Raw genomic sequence first — 18,007 nt, forward strand, 5'->3', positions numbered from 1 at the left:
CCTTTAAACATTTAAAACGTTAATATAGTTTTCAATATACTTCAATTGTTCATCATGATCTATTAAATGATATATGGGTTGATCTTCCATAATGGCATATCGTAACAGAATCCCTGCAATCACTTCAGAAAATGCTTCTGGATTTAAATGAACCTTATTCATACTAACGTAAGTTTCAATCCTACTCATTAAATCTTTAGAAATTCTTTTCGTCACATCCAATTCATCAGGAATGGTATGTGATAATGATTCTCTAATCAGCATTTTCACCAATCTGTTATGTTTAGAAATTAGCAACATTTTTTGATGTAACACTTCTTTTAAAAAATCAACTAAAGGTTTTTGATAATCAATCTCTGTTTCCAATCCAAAAGATACACCAAGCGCATATTCAACAGTTTCAATAAACAAATTTTGTTTGGTTTGAAACTTTCTAAAAAGCGTCATTTCAGCCACACCAGCTGAATTTGATATTTCTAGGGTTGTTGCTTGATTAAATCCTTTTTCGGAAAACACTTCTAAACTTGCATTTAGAATATTCTGTCTTGTTTCTTTCACAAGATCACCACCTTTTTAACTATGTACTATTTGCTTAGGCTTTCTTATAGTGACACACAGTATAGCGGGTAAAACCACCAATGTCGATAAGAGTGCTAGCGATATATTGACTAAAGTCATTATACCAAAATTTGATAAAATAACGAAGTCCGAGAAAATTAAAGCACTAAAACCTCCCATTGTTGTCAATGCTGAAACTAAAATCGGATTACTCATCTTAGCCAAACTAACTTTGATCGCTTCTTTATCACTTTTCTGCTTATGTTTTTCTTCTTCGTATCTCTCAGTAATCAAAATGGTGAATTCTGTACCAATACCCATAATAAGCGCACCTAAAGTCGCTGTTAATGGTGTATAGCTCATATCAAATAAATACATCACCAAACCACTCCAACCAACAATCAATATGATTGGTAACAACGGTAAGATTGCTCTAGAGAATTTACGATAAATCGCAAATAAACTAAAGAAAATCAGTCCAAGTCCAATTAAGGTAATTTCATATCGACCTGTGGTTAAACTCTTCATTAGTTCTACATCAATGATTGACTGACCAGTAACAGTTATATTATAATCAACGGTTAAACCGTTAAAATAAGTTTCTAATTCCGTCAACAATTCATCAAATTCTTCATCAGATAAATCAACAATATTCATATTGAAAACACTTTTTGTATAACTGTCATTAATAAATAATTTTCTTTGATCGACAGGAATCATATCAAGCGTTGATTCATCAACAGCAGATAAATCAGTTATTCCTAACAATTCAAACATTGTAGTAATCGACGTTGTTTCAATGATGATGTCATCATAGGTTGTTAACAAATTATCTTCAACACTTTGAATACTTTCTAAATCCAATAAAATATTTTCCGATTCAAAAACAATAGCCAATTGTTCAGTAGATCCAATAATAGTTCTCAGTTCTTCAATATCTGCTAACGCTTCTGAATCTTGTGGCATAAAAGATTCTAAATCAGTCTCAGCTGGTGCATCTATATCAACATATATACCAGTAGCAGCTATTAGAACTGCAACAACAATGACAGTATATCTAAATTCTAAAATGACCCCAGTTAAGCCATGTATAAACCTATTATGCTTAACAATCTTTTTTTGCTTTTTAACCTTTTCAGCTTTAAAGAACCAATCTTTTACAAACATAAAAGGCAAAAAGACAAAAAGTGCTATAGCAAATGCAATCATAATACCTATTGTTAGCATTGAACCAAAATCTTGAATCATCGGTACATCTGAACGATACAAACTCAACAAGCCTAATGCTGTTGAAATCATAGCAATCAAGACCGCAGGCACCATTTTTCTAACTGTTTTAATCAGGGCTTTTCTGGAACTATTTTTAGTCTTCATTTGCAAATCCCCCTCTTTCTTCTTCATATCTTGTTTGAAATTGAATGAAATAGTCAATACCCAATCCAATCAACACAGGAAATACCGCCATTGAAACCATTGTTAAACCAATATTCATCCATCCCATCAATCCAACAGTTGCTACAACGACTATCATAATCATCACAATTGGCATCAATCTCATACGCACATTATAAACTATCATTAAAATGACAATCATAATTAATACACTACTGATCATCATCACTTGCATACTTTCCATCATCGATGACTTAATAGATTGATCCAATATGGGTTTACCAGAAATCAATACATATTCTGTTTGATTTTCATCTTCAACAACAACATTTAAAGCATCATGAATCGCTGCAATTTCAACATCTGAAACGCCTGCTTCTAATACAATCACCATTCGCATTGTCGTTTCATCAATCAAAAAGCCTTCATATACTGATCTTAAATGACCTGCATCATACAACATCATTTCTAACGTGCTTTCAGTTTCAGGAAACCCTGGTTCAAACGCATTAAACTGTGAAGCCATCAAATTTAGATTTGATGCGATATCACTTAAAGCAGTGGATAACTCTCCAATTTGAGTTGACAATGTTAACATCTGAGCCTTTTGCATGTCTAATGTTTCTGCAAGTGTTGATAAATTGGTAATTAAACCAGAAAGAGCAGTCACCGTTTGTGTCGATACTTCACTTAAATCATCAAGTGCATCAAATTGGACCAATTGCTGTTCAAGTACATTTAAACTTTGTATAGATTGATTTAATAAGTCCAAATCACTTGGATCAGAAAGCGATTCAGATAATCCAATCAAATCCGTAATCATTTGAGATACTGATAATCCCATGATATCAGTCAAATCACTGAAGTTCACAAGACCTGTACCCAAATTTTCTTGTGCAGTCACCAACTGTGTCAAACTAGCACTTAATAATTCTAAATTAATAGGACTTGATTGTTCTTGACTCAAACTAGTACTCAACAATTCCAGTTGCTCTGCCATGATTTCTAAACCTGAACTCACTTCAATTAAACCCAATTCAGATTGCTCCAATAAATTTTTTGAAGTTTGTTCAATCATCACTATAGGACTACTGACAGAAAAAACACCATCAAGACCTTCGATACCTTGATCAAGTGCATATATAAAATCAATACTCTCTTTACTAAATGGATCTTCATTTTCATAAATTACTATTATAGGATCTTGTCCAAACTCACTCTGATAAGCTTCATTATCTAAATAAACTTCCGTATCATCAGATACCAATGTGTCATTCCCCGTCTTTAGTTCTATTTGTGTTATACCTACCAAAGAAACTAAAATTAACACAACCATCCCTATCATTGTTTTAACAGGATATTTCATTAAAAAATTCGCAATTTTCCTCATAATTCCTCCTTGTATGTTAGTGCTCACTATCATATCATACAAAAAAAGATGTTATTTGTAAAGTAAAATGTGAAAATTTATGAAACAAAAAAATATCCTCCAAAGGAGGATGATTTATTTAAATTGTCAAATTCATAATAATAATCATGTTAAATCAAGTCTTCAGTAAATTTACACATTACATTCTACAAGGTCGTCAATAGTCATATTATAAATTTGCGATAATTGATAAATCACATCAAGCCTAACTAATCTAGTTCCCATCTCATAACTTTTCAGTGTAGCTTCGCTAATGTGTAGTAAATCAGCCACAAACTTCAATGACATCCCGTGATTTAGTCTTTGTTCTTTTATGATTTTACCAATTTCTACTTTATCAATTGATTTGAGTTTTAACTTGTGTTCTGGAAAACAGATTCGACTCCAATTTCTCATAATTGCATCTAAGTTATTAAATGTTTTAAAATTGTATCTAAGTTCCTTATTATTGATCAATGACTTTTCTAGTAATTGATTTTGTTCATCAGAGAGTGAACATTTTAATACTTCATACGGTTCCATAATTTCTTTTGCTTCTTTGTATTTTTTGATGTTCTTAATACGGCAACTCGTACTATCAATACAATCATATGCTTTGATAACAGACTTGGCTCGTCTTAAATAATGTCTGCACCAATTCCAGAAGTCTGTTTCATTGTTTCTAAAGTACATTTAATTAGTTCTCTTTATAGATACTTAAAGCGTTATTTTCAATTGAAAACCTATCTAACATTTCATCAAGTGTTGCTATGGTTGAATACTTATACTTGTGGTTTGTAATAATTTCTTTGAAAATCTCATCAGTATATGAATTTACTCCAGCTTCTTTTTCCTCATTATAACGAATATAGTTGATATCTTTAATTGTGCTTACTTTTTCTATTAATTCTAAAGCAGTCACTAAACGCACTACTTCATCATAAAAATGAGTATCGAACTTAATTAAGTGATATTTCCCTATTGATTTGTTGTTTGAGATTATCTTGTTTGTATAGATTTCTACAAAATCCTCATCTTGATCGCCGATATCATAATAGTTATACATCTCTTTACCAATCATCATTCCACTAAAACGTTCAACATAATAATCATTGATAGCTTTATCTATATCCAACTCATCATCAGAATTGACAATATATGCACCTTTCGCAATACTAGAAACAATTCCCTCTTCTTCTAATCTGTTTAGTATTTTTAGTAATGTCTTATATGGAATTAATGAGAACCGGTGATTTTGTTCATATTGTACATCAAATATATGTCCTTGATTTTGACTAAAAAACTCTCTTAATGTTTTCGTATAATTCATTTTTTCACCCTCTTTAACTATATTATACCTTATTATGTCGACATTTTAAATTATTTACTCGACATTGTCGACTTATTTCTAAACGATTAAATATTCCTGAAACCTGCCTATAGAGCGGAAAACATAAAAAAGACATCTTGTATTGGATACAAAATGTCGACTTTTAAAATATGGATTGTATGATCTATTTTGCTACAATTTTACACCCCTAGCAGAAATTTTTACACCCCCACCCGAAAAAATTACACCCCTAAATTATGGCTTTGTTTAGCCTTTTTATTTTCGGCTAATTTTCAGGTAGTAATTTCTTTGTGTCAAAATAGGGTATCCCACTATCTATTAAATGTTGGGTATCAAACCCTTGATTAACTATTTAAACATACAACTTGGAAGAGGATTTCACACTTCAAGTAAACTTAAGAACCTTTCATGAGTTCGAAACTCGTCAAACTCTTTCCTTTTTAATCTATCCTTGAATACATAGAAGTCCGACCATTCTGCATTCTTCACTGTTTGATCTGGGTGATATATTTGAGAATTAACAATTACTGAAGTGTACTTCTCATCTTTTACCAACGAATCATAGTACAAGGATAGTTCTTTTGCTTTTTCTAGTGATTTATACATTTCTTCGATTTTCCCCAATCTTGAATAATAGATTCCCAAGAATGTATAAAATCTTCTCAGACGATTACTATAAAATTGATAATTTCCATCATTGAGTATTATATCAATAATTCCAATAGCAGATTTAGTGATTTTAACTTTTTCTTCAAGTGTATAAACATCTCCACCCTTTAACTTGTATGTTAATGAAAATACGTAAGAAGTCAATTGATCCATAAGTAGCAAAATCATCTTTTGTAAGTAGTTATTTGCCTCTTCACCTTGGTAAGCAGAATATAGTAAGAAGTCTTTTGAATGCCACATGGATGGACGGTGATTAGCAACTTCTATTGCCTTATCATATTCTTTTAAATCGATAAACGAATAAAACTTCGTACTAATAGCACTATCAATCAATCCATAGTCATTAGAATCACTTATAATGATTTCACATAACTTTAGTGCTTCTTTTGCGTGTTCTTGCATCATATGTTCATGTGTAGATTTCGTTATTGTCGTTAACGATTGTGTTAATTTTGACATGATTACATAATTCTTTGGATACTCTTTTAATCCATTTCTAAGCAGGGTAATAGCTGACTCTATATCTCCTTTATTTGATAAACTGTGATATTTATCAAGAATTTGTCGTAGAAACATCTCTTCATCCATATTCTCATTATCCAATAAATAATCAATTGTTACTCCAAAAAAATTGGAAATTGGTTTTAGTAATTTCACATCTGGTAAGGTCACATCATTTTCCCATTTACTTATGGCTTGATATGATACTCCTAAGTAATTAGCTAGTGAGTCTTGGGTGATTCCTTCTCTAGTTCTTAATTCTTTGATTTTTAATCCTATACTCATATTTATCATCTCCTTGACTCCATTAAAACATTAGACTCCTAATATAACAATAACCTATTTTACTACCATTTTTCAACTATTAGTTGAGTTTTTCTATTTGTAAGATATTTTTACTTTTTGGTTCTGTTCAATTTATTAATAAAAAACAGTCATCCACCTTTCTATTTAGGGCATCATGACCGTTTTAATTACTTTTCTATTCAGGTTTAGCAATTATTTTAGCAAAGTGATTTATACTTGTAGTGCCCAATAAAAAATACACTTTTGTCTTTCTCCTTCTTTATACATATCATTATCTTCCGGTAATTCAACAATTTCTAGCAAAGGTAACCCTAACTTTTCACATGTTCTTCTTGAAGCTACGTTATCAGGATTACAAGTAACATATAGATATTCCATCTCATGTTTGATAGCAACATTCTTTATTAATCTACAAGCTTTAAAAGCAAAATTATTCCCTCTATATTCCTCATATACAGTATATCCAATATTGCCACCATAATACAAACCTTTACTATGGCCAATCCTTATATCTATAAATCCAACTTTCAGATTTGATTTTTCTTCTACAATATTAAACTTATATGCAGGAACAAATCCTTTTTCTTCATTTTCAGGAATCAACTCATCAATTACAAGTCTTATTTCACCATCAGCTAGATTATTAAACTCAAAGAATGAAAACATATCATCACCTCACAAACTCTTTATCATTCTGATGACTTCTTTTCCATGAAGCATCTTTGTTTTACCATCTGCAACAAATCCTTGTTTCTCATAAAAACCTACCGACTTCTTATTACTTCCAAGTACCCATAATGATAATTTAGAATATTTACTTAATTCTTTATAACAAACTTCCATCAGTTTCTTTCCAATCCCAAGACCTTGATACTCTTTTAATATGTATATTGCCATTATTTCACCGGTATCATCTAGATCTTCATCTCTCGACTGGAGGTAGCAGCTGAATCCTATAATCTTATTATCAACAATGGCTACATAAGTATTCTCTGGATAGTCTTTTGCTAATTGTATATTCTTTTCTAAAGATAATCTTGCCATAACCTCATCTGGAAAAAGACCGGTATATGTTTCAATCCAGCTGTGATAATGAACATAACCTTTTCCTTCAGCATCTTCAACTGTAGCTTTTCTAATAATCAATTTGTCTTTTCCCAAGTCTTCACCCATTTTCCAAAAACCATCGTGGGAAAGTTTCATCATATTTAAGTAATACTTATTGGGCTTACTAATAGTGAAGTCATGTTTTTTCGTAATATCGTATTCAGATATTGCAGCTTTATTATATAAGCCTTCAATATATTCTAAATCAATATACAAGTCTAATTTAGAACTATAGATCTTGTTTACAATTTTAGGTTTATTGAGTAAGTCTTTTACTGAGTACTTCTTTGACAAAAATCCCAAAACACCATATGTAAAATCAACCAAAATGTATTCATCATCGATATATGCTTCACATACCGTGTGACCATTATATGCTTTTTTTCCATTAACTAATATAGCCAATCGACATGGAATATTCAAACACTGTAATAACGCTAAACCAACTCGCGAGATATCCGTACACCAGTCGGTCCCTCTATCGATAATCTCTTTTTCTGTTCCACCGAATTCCATATTATCAAAAGGAACATCGTAGTTTCTTACTATATTTCTAGTAAAATTTAAAACATTTTTTATTGTTTGAAGATCTGATTTTCCTCTAAACTTCTTCGCAAAATTAAATAATTCATGATTTGTGACTTCAATGTCAATTTTTGAAATGGGACGATTATATAAATAGTCTTCAGAATCTGAATTTATAAGTATCATTTTTTTGCAGATTTGATAGTCTACTGAATCTTTATGGTGTATATCATTTCTAAACATTACACCATATTCTTTTCCAAATATATCAAAGCCTTTTCTCATTGAATCACCTCTTTTTTCAGTCTTAAATTGACTAGACTAAAATACGACATTCACTTTAATCGCTTCCTTATACTTTCTAACACATGAATTTAGTTCTAATGGATTTATATAATCTAATAGTCTAATACTAGTCTTTGTTTGTTGTAAAGCATTTATGAAATCAGTTTGCAGTTTTCTTAAACAACCAACAAGTTCAGTCTCTCCCTCAAATTCTAATAATGGAATTGGAGAAAGTAATAGTCCAGCAAACAATGATTCTTTTACTTTTCGTATCTCATCAAGTGTATGTTCAATCGAACAAAATTCAATTATGTCTACTACATATCTATCTAGGTACCCATTTGAATGATCATATAGTTCTAACTCAGGACCTGTAATTCTTGGATTATGATTAATGTAGCCAATAGTCACCTCATCATCTAGAAGATCAATCAACTCTTTATCTGAATAGACAAAAAAGTCAGCAGCACCATCATTCTCATAATGAGGATTAAAGAATCTAAACAGTTGTGTTTCTGATGGACAATAAACCATAGCGTGTTTACCGGTTTTTAAATTTATCCCCACCATTAATTTTCTATTAGAATTCTTAATGAAAGATAACGCAGCAGTTTTCTTATATTCGTCTTCAATAAACTCAAAAGAATGACGATTCAAGAATAAATCAAACCATCTCTTCCCTTGCAACATGGCACCTGATAAATATTCATTATTTTTTGAGTCATTATAAAAAAGATATGCCAGTTTCATTTCTATTGCTATATCTTTATCCGTATAATTTAAACCATATTCCCCTATCATATAAGCCAAACATGTAAAAGAACATGAACGATTAAAACTCATATACTTCATGTAATCAACTCCTCAATATAATTTAGACTCTATTTATCCTGCGCGATTTTATATATTAATTCAGGTATAATAACGCTTCTACCATAGTTATACTTTTCTTGTAGTTTTGCATCTCTACCAACTAGAGGATGTCCAGCAGCAGAGTTATCCGAAACAACTAATAATGCAATGGCAGGAACCTCTAGTAAATCAGCTAACAAGTAAAAGGTACTTGTTTCCATTTCAATTAAATCAGTACTAAATTTCTTTATTTCATCAAGATGGTAGTATTCTAACGCAATTGAGTCCGTACAAAACACAGAAGCTTTACTTAAAGTAACTCCAGATAGCTTTGCTAAATCAATTACTCTATCAACATACCTTTCATCAGGTTTCACTCTTTCAAATGGCTTATAATTTCTAATATCTTCTTCTAAATAAGCATTAGCAAAGACACCCGCAATACTATAAGATGGTGTACAAATATCACCTACATTAAATTTGTCAGTCAAAGCACCTACTGCACCAACAAAAATTAGTTTTTTATATTTTAATTCAGCAGTTAAAGTAAGATGATCTAACAAATTAGAAGCACTCGATGATATTTGAATCCAAGCAATCTTCATACCTTCTTTTTCTACTAAAAATCCCGATATATATGAATGGATAGCTAAAGTTGTAACTTTGAAACTATCATCTTTAATAATTTTACTTGGTTTCCAACCAGGAGCAACTACCAAAGCATCATATACAATATTAGCATCTAACCCATAATTAAGTTCAGCCATATTTGAAACATTATATTGATGAATTCTGTCAAGTATTCTTTTCATTTTTGGTTTCATATTGTATGCTCCTTTACAATTTATACTGCTATGATTTTCTAGGACACTTTGTTACCACCCTAGACATAAATATAGCGACATGCAACTTTCCTTTTGAAATAATTATACCATCTAAACAACTTAATTTAAATACAATATTATCCTGTTATACCAGCTAAATGGCTAGATTAATAAAATCGTGTAAAATCATTTTAAATCGTGTATTTCAAAATGAAATAGTGTAGAGTGTTCTGCTTTTATACGAAAATTGTATCAAAATAGGTCGTTCTCTACCTATGGAGTAACCTATTTTAACACAATGACAAAATATAGAAATGCCTAAATAAAGCCAAAAAAAAAGGTTTGATACCAAATGTATCAGACCTATTCTACTCTTATGGGTTGAATGAACTATTTTGCTACAATTTTACACCCCTAGTGGAAATTTTTGCACCCCCACCCTAAAAAATTACACCCCTAAATTATGGCTTAGTTTAGTGGTTTTATTTTTTGACTTTTTTTATTGTGAAATTCTTTGTGTTAAAATAGTTAATTCCACTATCTACTTAATGTTGGGTATAGCACCCTAATTCTGTCACTTAGACAATAAGCATCCAACTTTTTTGTCCAATTTAATATCTGTTTACCAATTCTCTTAACCAATTACTTCTGCATGTATAAAATAATGATATCCATATTTTTTGGTTCCTAATAAATCAATATTTTGCGCCTTTCTAACACTAATAATTTTGAAATCCTTCATTAATTTCCTTATTATCTCTTCATCTACATAAAAATGAGGTATACCAGCTTCAACACCGAATTTCTTTAATATTACATTTTGTTCAATATATTCAATCTTATCTGGTTGAACCATTGATAAAGTTTCAAGACTTCCAAATGTCACAAAAATTTCTCCATTTGTACGAACAATTCTTTTTATTTCAGAGATTACTTTTCTTACTCCCTCAGATGTAGAGTGCGAAATCACATGATATGCAAACAGACAATCAAAATAATTATCTTCTACATCTATTTTTGTCATATCAGAAACTTTGCATTCTATATTCAAGTTTAGATCTCTTAATCTATCTTTCAGTTCCTTAACAACGTATTCCGATAAATCCACTGCCATTACATTAAAACCGTTTTGTCCGAATAATAAAGAATGTCTCCCTCTACCACAACCAAGATCCAATATCCTCTTATATTCAAGATCCTTCCAACGATGTAAAAAATAGTATGCATCTTCACTAGGAATCAGCCATCTTGGATTTTTTTCATTTTTCCAATCCCAAGCTTTGTTTTTAATCATCATAGTACACCCTCCTTATTACTGTTACCTCTTAAGTTATTGCACTGCTATGATTCTCTAGGTCAAACAGGTACCACACTAGATATAAAAAATAGCAACATGCAACTTTCCTTTGAATTTATTATACCATTCAGTCAACTAAATTTAAACACAATATTATCCTATTATACTAGTTAAATGGCTTATTACTGAAATCGTGTAAATCCATTTTAAATCGTGTATTTGAAAATGTAATCGTGTAGAAATTCTATTGAAATGATTAAAATCGAGTAAAATCAGTGCGATTTTCAAGCTTATTAAACATAGGTGAATCGTGAAACGGCCCTATATAGCGCAAAAAAAAGCTTGATACAATTGTATCAAACCTATGCTTTCAATATGGGTTGTATGACCTATTTTCATACAATTTTACACCCCTAGCCAAAATTTTTACACCCCCACCCGAAAAAATTACACCCCTAATTTATGGCTTAGTTTAGCCTTTTTATTTTTTGCGTTTTTTTAGCATTAATTTTTTGTATCAAAATAGGTTATTCAACTATCTATATGATGTTCGGTATCGAACTCTAAATATCTAAATTGTTTGATCCAACTACCTTATACTATAGATCCTTTAGATTAAAAATTATTTCATTAGGCATAATGACTTTAATGTTTGGTGCATACTCTTTTAGCATATCTTTACAATAATCACAAGGCGGTATAATCTCCTGCTTATCTTTACCGTACACTGCAACTATTTTTTCAAAATCTCTTTCACCATCTGATATAGCCATACCTATTACTATATGCTCAGCACAAACACTCTTTAAGTTCGCATCAACATTTACTGCAGAATAAATTTTACCACTTTTTGTCAATAAAGAAGCCCCTACAGTATGACACCAATTATCTGAATCAAAATTTTTCATTATAATATTCTTTGCAGTTTCTATTAGTTTATAGTCGTCATCTTTTAGCATCCTATTCACCCCTAATATATGTTATTTTAAATTAAAGATTAAACACTTTTTTGATTTTATCAGCTACTTCAATTGCGGTAAGCGTTGAATTATTTATCTTGATGTAATTGTCATACTTTATCTCCCCGTCATTAGATACCAACCTATGATTTTTATTAGTGTTTATGATTTCTTGTCTTGACCATTCAACATTTCTCTTGCTTGGTTTCGCATTTAATCTATTTTCAGTTGTGTTTCGTGATAGTCTCACTTCAATATCAGATACTAATTCCACATAATGTATTTTATACTCCTGAAATTTTCTTCTAATATTTTCCATATACTCCCAATCAGATTCTAATTCAAATCCCCATGTAAAAGTAAAAATCAAGTCCTTTTTATTTTTAATAAACGAACTCATTACTAGATCTCTAATGCCGCCATTTATTTCATTAAATAAAGGTGTTCCCCAATTATCAAGTTTCAGGGCTAATTCAATGGACATATGGTTGTGAAACAACTTTAAATTAGTTATTTTCGATAACTCTTCCCCTACTGTCATTTTACCAACTGCTTGTGCTCCAATAATTATCACTAAGTTCATTCGTTTCCTCCAAATTTACCTAATCTATTTTACAACTTCCAATAATATATACACTTTCGTCTTTCGCCTTCTTTGTACATGTCATTATCTTCTGGTAATTTAACAATTTCTAGCAAAGGTAACCCTAACTTTTCGCATGTTCTTCTTGAAGCTATGTTATCAGGATTACAAGTAACATATAGATATTCCATGTTATGTTTGATAGCAACATTCTTTATTAATTTACAAGCTTTTAAAGCGTAATTATTTCCTCTATGTTTTTCATATACTGTATATCCAATATTGCCACCATGATACAAACCTTTATTGTGTCCAATCCTTATATCTATAAATCCAACTTTCAGATCTGATTTTTGTTCTACAATGTTAAACTTATATGCAGGAACAAAACCTTTTTCTTTGTCTTCTGGAATCAACTCATCAACTACTAATCTAATTTCACCATCAGTTAGATCATCAAACTCGAAGAATAAAAACATGTCATCACCTCACAAACTCTTAATCATTCTGATAACTTCTTTTCCATGAAGCATCTTTGTTTTTCCATCAGCAACAAATCCTTGTTTCTCATAAAAACCTACCGACTTCTTACTACTTCCAAGTACCCATAATGATAGTTTAGAATATTTGTTCAACTCTTTATAACAAACTTCCATTAGTCTTTGTCCAATACCTAATCCTTGATACTCCTTTAATATATATATTGCCATTATTTCACCTGTATCATCAAGATCTTCATCTCGTGACTCGAGGTAGCAGCTGAATCCTATAATCTTATTATCTACAATAGCAACATATGTGTTCTCTGGATAGTCTTTTGCTAATTGTATATTATTTTCAAGGGATAATCTTGCCATAACATCATCAGGAAAAAGACCGGTATATGTTTCAATCCAGCTTTGATAATGAACATACCCTTTTCCTTCAGCATCTTCAGCTGTAGCTTTTCTAATAATTGTAACCAAATTTATCATCCCTTTTTATAAGTAATGTTAAATCAAAATATAAATTAAATCACTAACCAATAAATATGTAATACGTTAATAACGTAAATAATACACTATATAATGTTCCTAATAAAAAATACTCACCAAACTGAGTTTCTGACAATTTCTTGAATCGCGCAACTGATTTTGCAGCGATGATAAATCCAACAGAACCGATATTCCCAGAAACCAAAAACACAAAAATTAGAATTCTTTCCATAATTCCAATTAATCCACCTGCATTTTTGTGACCATCATCAATAGTTTGATTTTCTGGTTTGTAGTTTTCAAACAAAATACCAAATATAATATTTGCTGTTCTTCCTAACAACAATATGATTAATATATATAGCAAATATGAATTATCAATAGATATCCATTCCAGTATAGAAAAATTATTGACTATATATTCGGACACAAAATACAGAATTAAAATATGTATGGTTTGATCTAGTAGAAACAATTGTTTTTTTAAGCCATCATATTTTTTATTTAACTTAATTTTTATAACATCTATTACCCCATGTGTTAGAAATGCACAAATAACAATTAAGTAATCAATTACATCATTGCTAACAAAAAGAGTAAAAACTAATGAGGATACTATAATATATAATAAAACATGTTTAAACATCTCTGTTTTATAAAATTTTAATGTCAAGAGTTTTTGGTTCGCTTTCATCTCAACTTTTGTATCATTTTGTAAATAGAAATCAGATAAAAAATGGAATATCAATAAAAGATTAAAAATCATTTTCATCCTCCTCTTTTGTAATTTCTTTTGTGATCATATTCATTACACTCATATAATTGACATATTTGGCTGAATTATATTTTCCAAATATTGTAGAAACGCTTTGTTTAAAATCGTTTGCTACATCCTTATAAACAAACTTATCTTGGAAACCGTAATTTTCAATGGTATATTTTATCAAATCTATTTGCTTTTCTGTCCAGTTTATTTTTATTGAATAACATAAATCTAATATTATATTCACTCGGTTGTTAAGATGTTCATTTTCAGAAATCACATATATGTTTGAATAATATTCTTGTTTGTTTTTTGAATTTTTCATCTTTACATCATCAATAGCTCTTCTAGCATTCCACCATGCTTCCCCATCACTTTTATATGGAGAGTCTAAATAACCATGATCAAATACAATATTTCCTATTCCGATACCAAATCTTAATTTTGTTGGATACATTTCTAATTCAATTTTATGAATTATTTCTAATAGAAAATTCCCCTTTTGGAATAGTGCTTGGAATTCATCACCAAGTGTTATTGCCAGCTTTTTTTTCATTACTCCTTCATATTTTTCATTCAATATATTTAAGTAATTTTCTAATTTTTCTTGTATCCTTGTTCTTTCTTCTAACGATTTCGATGACATAATGTCTCCAATTAATGCAAAATACATGATAACACCTCCTTATATATATTATACACTATTTTTTTCGCATTTCTATACGAATTTGTTTATTTTTCGCTCCTAGGTGCGAATCCATCTAGTTTTCGCCTTATTAGCCGAAAACTAACAAATCGTGTAAATACACTTTAAATCGTGTATTTTAAAATGTAATCGTGTAGAAATTTGATGGAAACTCCCGAAAATCATTAAAATTAATGCGCTTTTTAGTATCCTTAAATTTATACAAATAGAGAAGCGGCCTTATATAACGCAAAAAAAGGCCTGATACAATTGTATCAAACCTATGCTTTCAATATGGAGCGGGTGATGGGAATCGAACCCACGTCTTCAGCTTGGAAGGCTGAGGTAATAGCCATTATACGACACCCGCTGATTAAAATGGTCGGGAAGACAGGATTTGAACCTGCGACCTCCTGGTCCCAAACCAGGCGCTCTACCAAGCTAAGCTACTTCCCGTTTAAAAATGGCGTACCCAAGAGGACTTGAACCCCTAACCTTTTGATCCGTAGTCAAACGCTCTATCCAATTGAGCTATGGGTACTTCAAAGAGTTTAAATAACTCATATCAAAAACGTATGTCTACGTTTGTTTTAAAAAGATGGTGACCCGTACGGGATTCGAACCCGTGAGTGCATGCGTGAAAGGCATGTGAGTTAACCGTTTCTCCAACGGGCCAATATGCAACAGCACATATAATTATACCAATATTTTTCGAATTGTCAAGGCTATTAAAAAAGTTTTTTTGTTTTTTTTACATGAGTCAATATGTGCTGTATATTTGATTAAAAAAGGATGCTTTCAAGTAGTGCTTTTGCTTTAGTCTCGTCTATCAAATATGTGACAATCTCATATACGAAGTCATAGACAGCACCCGCACCTCTAGCAGTAATAATATTGCCATCTGTTATGGCTTTTTTATTAGGTAAATAATGACCTTTAGGCATATCTTTTTCACTATCTGTATATGCAGTGAAGTTTTTACCATCTAATAATCCTGCTTGTCCTAAAAACCTAGGACCTGCACATATTGCTGCAACTAACTTATTTCTTTGATAAAACTGTGTCACTAAAGATTTAATATTCACATCCTGATCAACAATTTGAGCCACATACTTACCACCAGGAACTACAACAAAATCATAGGTATCAATTTCAATTTCATCCATCGTATAATCTGCTATGATTTCTTGGCCAAAAGCAGTTTTTATATGCTTTGTATTCTCAAAAGTAAGTGAGTGCATCTCAAATCCAGCTCTAACTAGTAAAGCTCTTGTCGCTAAACTTTCAACATCTTCCATGTTATGACTAAAAACAATGAGTCCTTTCATTAGAATGCCTCCTTTATTTTTTTGTATATATCATGTAGAATTTTTGCGCCTTGTGTTTGTTCAAAAGTTTTATATGATTGATAATGATCCTCCATGCCAATGACATCTGAAATAAGTTTCACGCTTATGATTGGAACTTTAAAGTGCCATGCTACTTGATATAAGCTCGTTCCTTCCATATCAAAAACTGCTGGTTCTTCAACTTTATCTGTCATAAAATAGTCACCTGTATATAGGTGTCCCGTCTTAGCATTCGTAAATACTGATTTAACCTTTTCTATAAGATAAGGATTAGATTTAAAGACTTCAGGATATCCAGGAACTTGTCCTTTTTTATAACCAAAAAGACTTAAATCAAAATCATGGTAACTTGCTTGATCAATAATGACAATATCATTGACATCATATGCAATATTTCCTCCAGCAAAGCCGATATTAACGATATAGCTGACCTTATGATTCGCCATATATTCAGTAAGCTTCATTGCTGCATTTGTCTTGCCTATTCCAGTAATGATCAGGTCGTTTTTATATATGGAATCTTCTAATATATGGTTGGCTTCTTCATACATTGCAACAGTAAATAATATCACTTTCGATCACCTAAAATCTGTTTGATTTTAGTCACGATTAAATCAACTGCGATATCATGTTTTGTATCATTTGGAATAATGACATCCGCATATCTTTTTGTTGGTTTAATGTATTTATGAAACATCGGTTTTACTGTCGTTTGATATTGAGATATGATGTTATCTAGAGTTCTTCCGCGTTCATTCATGTCTCTAAGCATTCTTCTAATAAATCTTGTGTCGTCATCTAACTCAACAAACAAGTTTATATCCGATAGTTCTCTAATCCTTGAATTTTCTAAAATCAAAATACCTTCAACAATAATAACTTTTTTTGGTTCAATATGTTCTATTCTTTCACTTCTTGTATGATTAACAAAATCATATGTTGGCTTATCAATAGGTTCAAAGTGAATGAGTTTTTTTAGATGATGATAAAGAAGATCATTATCTAATGATCTTGGATGGTCATAATTGGTTTTAAATCGTTCTTCAAGTGGCAAATGCGATTGATCTAGATAATAATCATCATGATTTATAATAATCACATCATTCAATCCTGCTTTATTCAATATTTCTTTTACAACCGTACTCTTGCCTGATGCCGAGCCACCAGAGACTAATATCACTAAAGGTTTATCCATCTTACACTCCTATATTCTACATTCAGGTGCTAATTCTGTTTGTGTTTCAAAATCAATAATATCGTCATACTCTTTATGCTTTTTATACCAAACGACTGCATATGGACAAGTTGCTACAACTTTATATCCTTTTTCTTTTGCGAATCTTGACACTTCATGCATGAGTTCACTAGCTATACCTTGACCTCTTAAAGATGGATCGACATAGGTGTGATCGACAACAACAACACCCTCCTTATAAAAAGGAAATGTTGCTTCAACAATTTTATTATTCTCTTCATTTAATACATAGATTTTATGGTCTTCTTTAATATAGTTCATGTTTTGTCAACTCCTCGTAAAAAGTATATCATATTTTTATAAAATGACAACTTATTTATAAATACAACGATTACATATTTTACACAGATTCAATCTATAAATT

At 30.8% G+C, this 18,007-nt stretch carries 21 protein-coding genes and 4 tRNA genes; all 25 read right to left on the reverse strand.

Features of this window, described 5'->3' with window-relative positions:
* Positions 1-3 precede the first annotated feature (3 nt).
* Positions 4-558, reverse strand: coding sequence for a hypothetical protein (locus tag BK011_07975; protein ID AUD65633.1), 555 nt, complete (start codon positions 556-558; stop codon positions 4-6).
* Positions 559-573: 15 nt separating this feature from the next.
* Complete coding sequence (locus BK011_07980; GenBank protein ID AUD66170.1) at positions 574-1,959, reverse strand: hypothetical protein; 1,386 nt, start codon at positions 1,957-1,959, stop codon at positions 574-576.
* On the reverse strand, positions 1,922-3,340 hold the full coding sequence (locus BK011_07985) for a hypothetical protein (GenBank protein ID AUD65634.1): 1,419 nt from the start codon (positions 3,338-3,340) through the stop codon (positions 1,922-1,924). Before BK011_07985 ends, BK011_07980 begins: the two co-directional genes overlap by 38 nt.
* Positions 3,341-3,511: 171 nt before the next feature.
* Positions 3,512-4,051, reverse strand: a complete 540-nt coding sequence (locus BK011_07990) for a hypothetical protein (GenBank protein AUD65635.1) — start codon at positions 4,049-4,051, stop codon at positions 3,512-3,514.
* A gap of 4 nt (positions 4,052-4,055) precedes the next feature.
* Positions 4,056-4,688, reverse strand: a complete 633-nt coding sequence (locus BK011_07995; protein ID AUD65636.1) for a hypothetical protein — start codon at positions 4,686-4,688, stop codon at positions 4,056-4,058.
* Positions 4,689-5,087: 399 nt separating this feature from the next.
* Positions 5,088-6,164 carry a hypothetical protein gene (locus tag BK011_08000; GenBank protein AUD65637.1) on the reverse strand — a complete coding sequence of 359 codons (1,077 nt, stop codon included), beginning with the start codon at positions 6,162-6,164 and terminating at the stop codon, positions 5,088-5,090.
* A gap of 231 nt (positions 6,165-6,395) precedes the next feature.
* The gene (locus tag BK011_08005; GenBank protein ID AUD65638.1) at positions 6,396-6,851 is read right to left on the reverse strand and encodes a tagatose-bisphosphate aldolase; all 456 of its coding nucleotides are present in this window, start codon (positions 6,849-6,851) and stop codon (positions 6,396-6,398) included.
* A gap of 9 nt (positions 6,852-6,860) precedes the next feature.
* Positions 6,861-7,358, reverse strand: a complete 498-nt coding sequence (locus tag BK011_08010) for a hypothetical protein (GenBank protein AUD66171.1) — start codon at positions 7,356-7,358, stop codon at positions 6,861-6,863.
* A gap of 780 nt (positions 7,359-8,138) precedes the next feature.
* A complete protein-coding gene (locus BK011_08015; GenBank protein ID AUD65639.1) occupies positions 8,139-8,954 on the reverse strand; it encodes a hypothetical protein in 816 nt (271 codons plus the stop codon).
* A gap of 29 nt (positions 8,955-8,983) precedes the next feature.
* The gene (locus BK011_08020; GenBank protein AUD65640.1) at positions 8,984-9,778 is read right to left on the reverse strand and encodes a hypothetical protein; all 795 of its coding nucleotides are present in this window, start codon (positions 9,776-9,778) and stop codon (positions 8,984-8,986) included.
* A gap of 634 nt (positions 9,779-10,412) precedes the next feature.
* Positions 10,413-11,072, reverse strand: coding sequence for a hypothetical protein (locus tag BK011_08025; GenBank protein AUD66172.1), 660 nt, complete (start codon positions 11,070-11,072; stop codon positions 10,413-10,415).
* 602 nt (positions 11,073-11,674) lie between these two features.
* On the reverse strand, positions 11,675-12,034 hold the full coding sequence (locus tag BK011_08030) for a hypothetical protein (protein ID AUD65641.1): 360 nt from the start codon (positions 12,032-12,034) through the stop codon (positions 11,675-11,677).
* Positions 12,035-12,065: 31 nt separating this feature from the next.
* Complete coding sequence (locus tag BK011_08035; protein ID AUD65642.1) at positions 12,066-12,617, reverse strand: hypothetical protein; 552 nt, start codon at positions 12,615-12,617, stop codon at positions 12,066-12,068.
* Positions 12,618-12,646: 29 nt separating this feature from the next.
* Positions 12,647-13,096, reverse strand: coding sequence for a tagatose-bisphosphate aldolase (locus BK011_08040; GenBank protein ID AUD65643.1), 450 nt, complete (start codon positions 13,094-13,096; stop codon positions 12,647-12,649).
* Between the two features lie 9 nt (positions 13,097-13,105).
* Positions 13,106-13,591 (reverse strand): hypothetical protein, encoded by a 486-nt coding sequence (locus tag BK011_08045; protein AUD65644.1) that lies wholly within the window; start codon positions 13,589-13,591, stop codon positions 13,106-13,108.
* A 43-nt stretch (positions 13,592-13,634) separates the two neighbouring features.
* Positions 13,635-14,357, reverse strand: a complete 723-nt coding sequence (locus tag BK011_08050; protein ID AUD65645.1) for a hypothetical protein — start codon at positions 14,355-14,357, stop codon at positions 13,635-13,637.
* Positions 14,347-15,027, reverse strand: coding sequence for a hypothetical protein (locus BK011_08055; GenBank protein ID AUD65646.1), 681 nt, complete (start codon positions 15,025-15,027; stop codon positions 14,347-14,349). The genes BK011_08050 and BK011_08055 overlap by 11 nt, the downstream gene beginning before the upstream one ends.
* 307 nt (positions 15,028-15,334) lie before the next feature.
* A tRNA-Gly gene (locus BK011_08060) sits at positions 15,335-15,409 on the reverse strand.
* A gap of 9 nt (positions 15,410-15,418) precedes the next feature.
* Positions 15,419-15,495 (reverse strand) — tRNA-Pro (locus tag BK011_08065).
* Positions 15,496-15,503: 8 nt separating this feature from the next.
* Positions 15,504-15,580, reverse strand: a tRNA-Arg gene (locus tag BK011_08070).
* 58 nt (positions 15,581-15,638) lie between these two features.
* Positions 15,639-15,714: transfer RNA gene (locus tag BK011_08075), tRNA-Glu, on the reverse strand.
* Between the two features lie 107 nt (positions 15,715-15,821).
* On the reverse strand, positions 15,822-16,367 hold the full coding sequence (locus BK011_08080) for a hypothetical protein (protein ID AUD65647.1): 546 nt from the start codon (positions 16,365-16,367) through the stop codon (positions 15,822-15,824).
* On the reverse strand, positions 16,367-16,960 hold the full coding sequence (locus tag BK011_08085; GenBank protein ID AUD65648.1) for a hypothetical protein: 594 nt from the start codon (positions 16,958-16,960) through the stop codon (positions 16,367-16,369). The genes BK011_08080 and BK011_08085 overlap by 1 nt, the downstream gene beginning before the upstream one ends.
* Entirely contained in the window at positions 16,957-17,583 is a 627-nt protein-coding gene (locus tag BK011_08090) for a uridine kinase (protein AUD65649.1), read from the reverse strand. The genes BK011_08085 and BK011_08090 overlap by 4 nt, the downstream gene beginning before the upstream one ends.
* Positions 17,584-17,592: 9 nt before the next feature.
* Positions 17,593-17,904 (reverse strand): hypothetical protein, encoded by a 312-nt coding sequence (locus BK011_08095; protein ID AUD65650.1) that lies wholly within the window; start codon positions 17,902-17,904, stop codon positions 17,593-17,595.
* Positions 17,905-18,007: the final 103 nt, after the last annotated feature.

This window comes from Tenericutes bacterium MZ-XQ, assembly GCA_002838205.1.
Classification (GTDB): domain Bacteria; phylum Bacillota_I; class Bacilli_A; order Acholeplasmatales; family Acholeplasmataceae; genus Mariniplasma.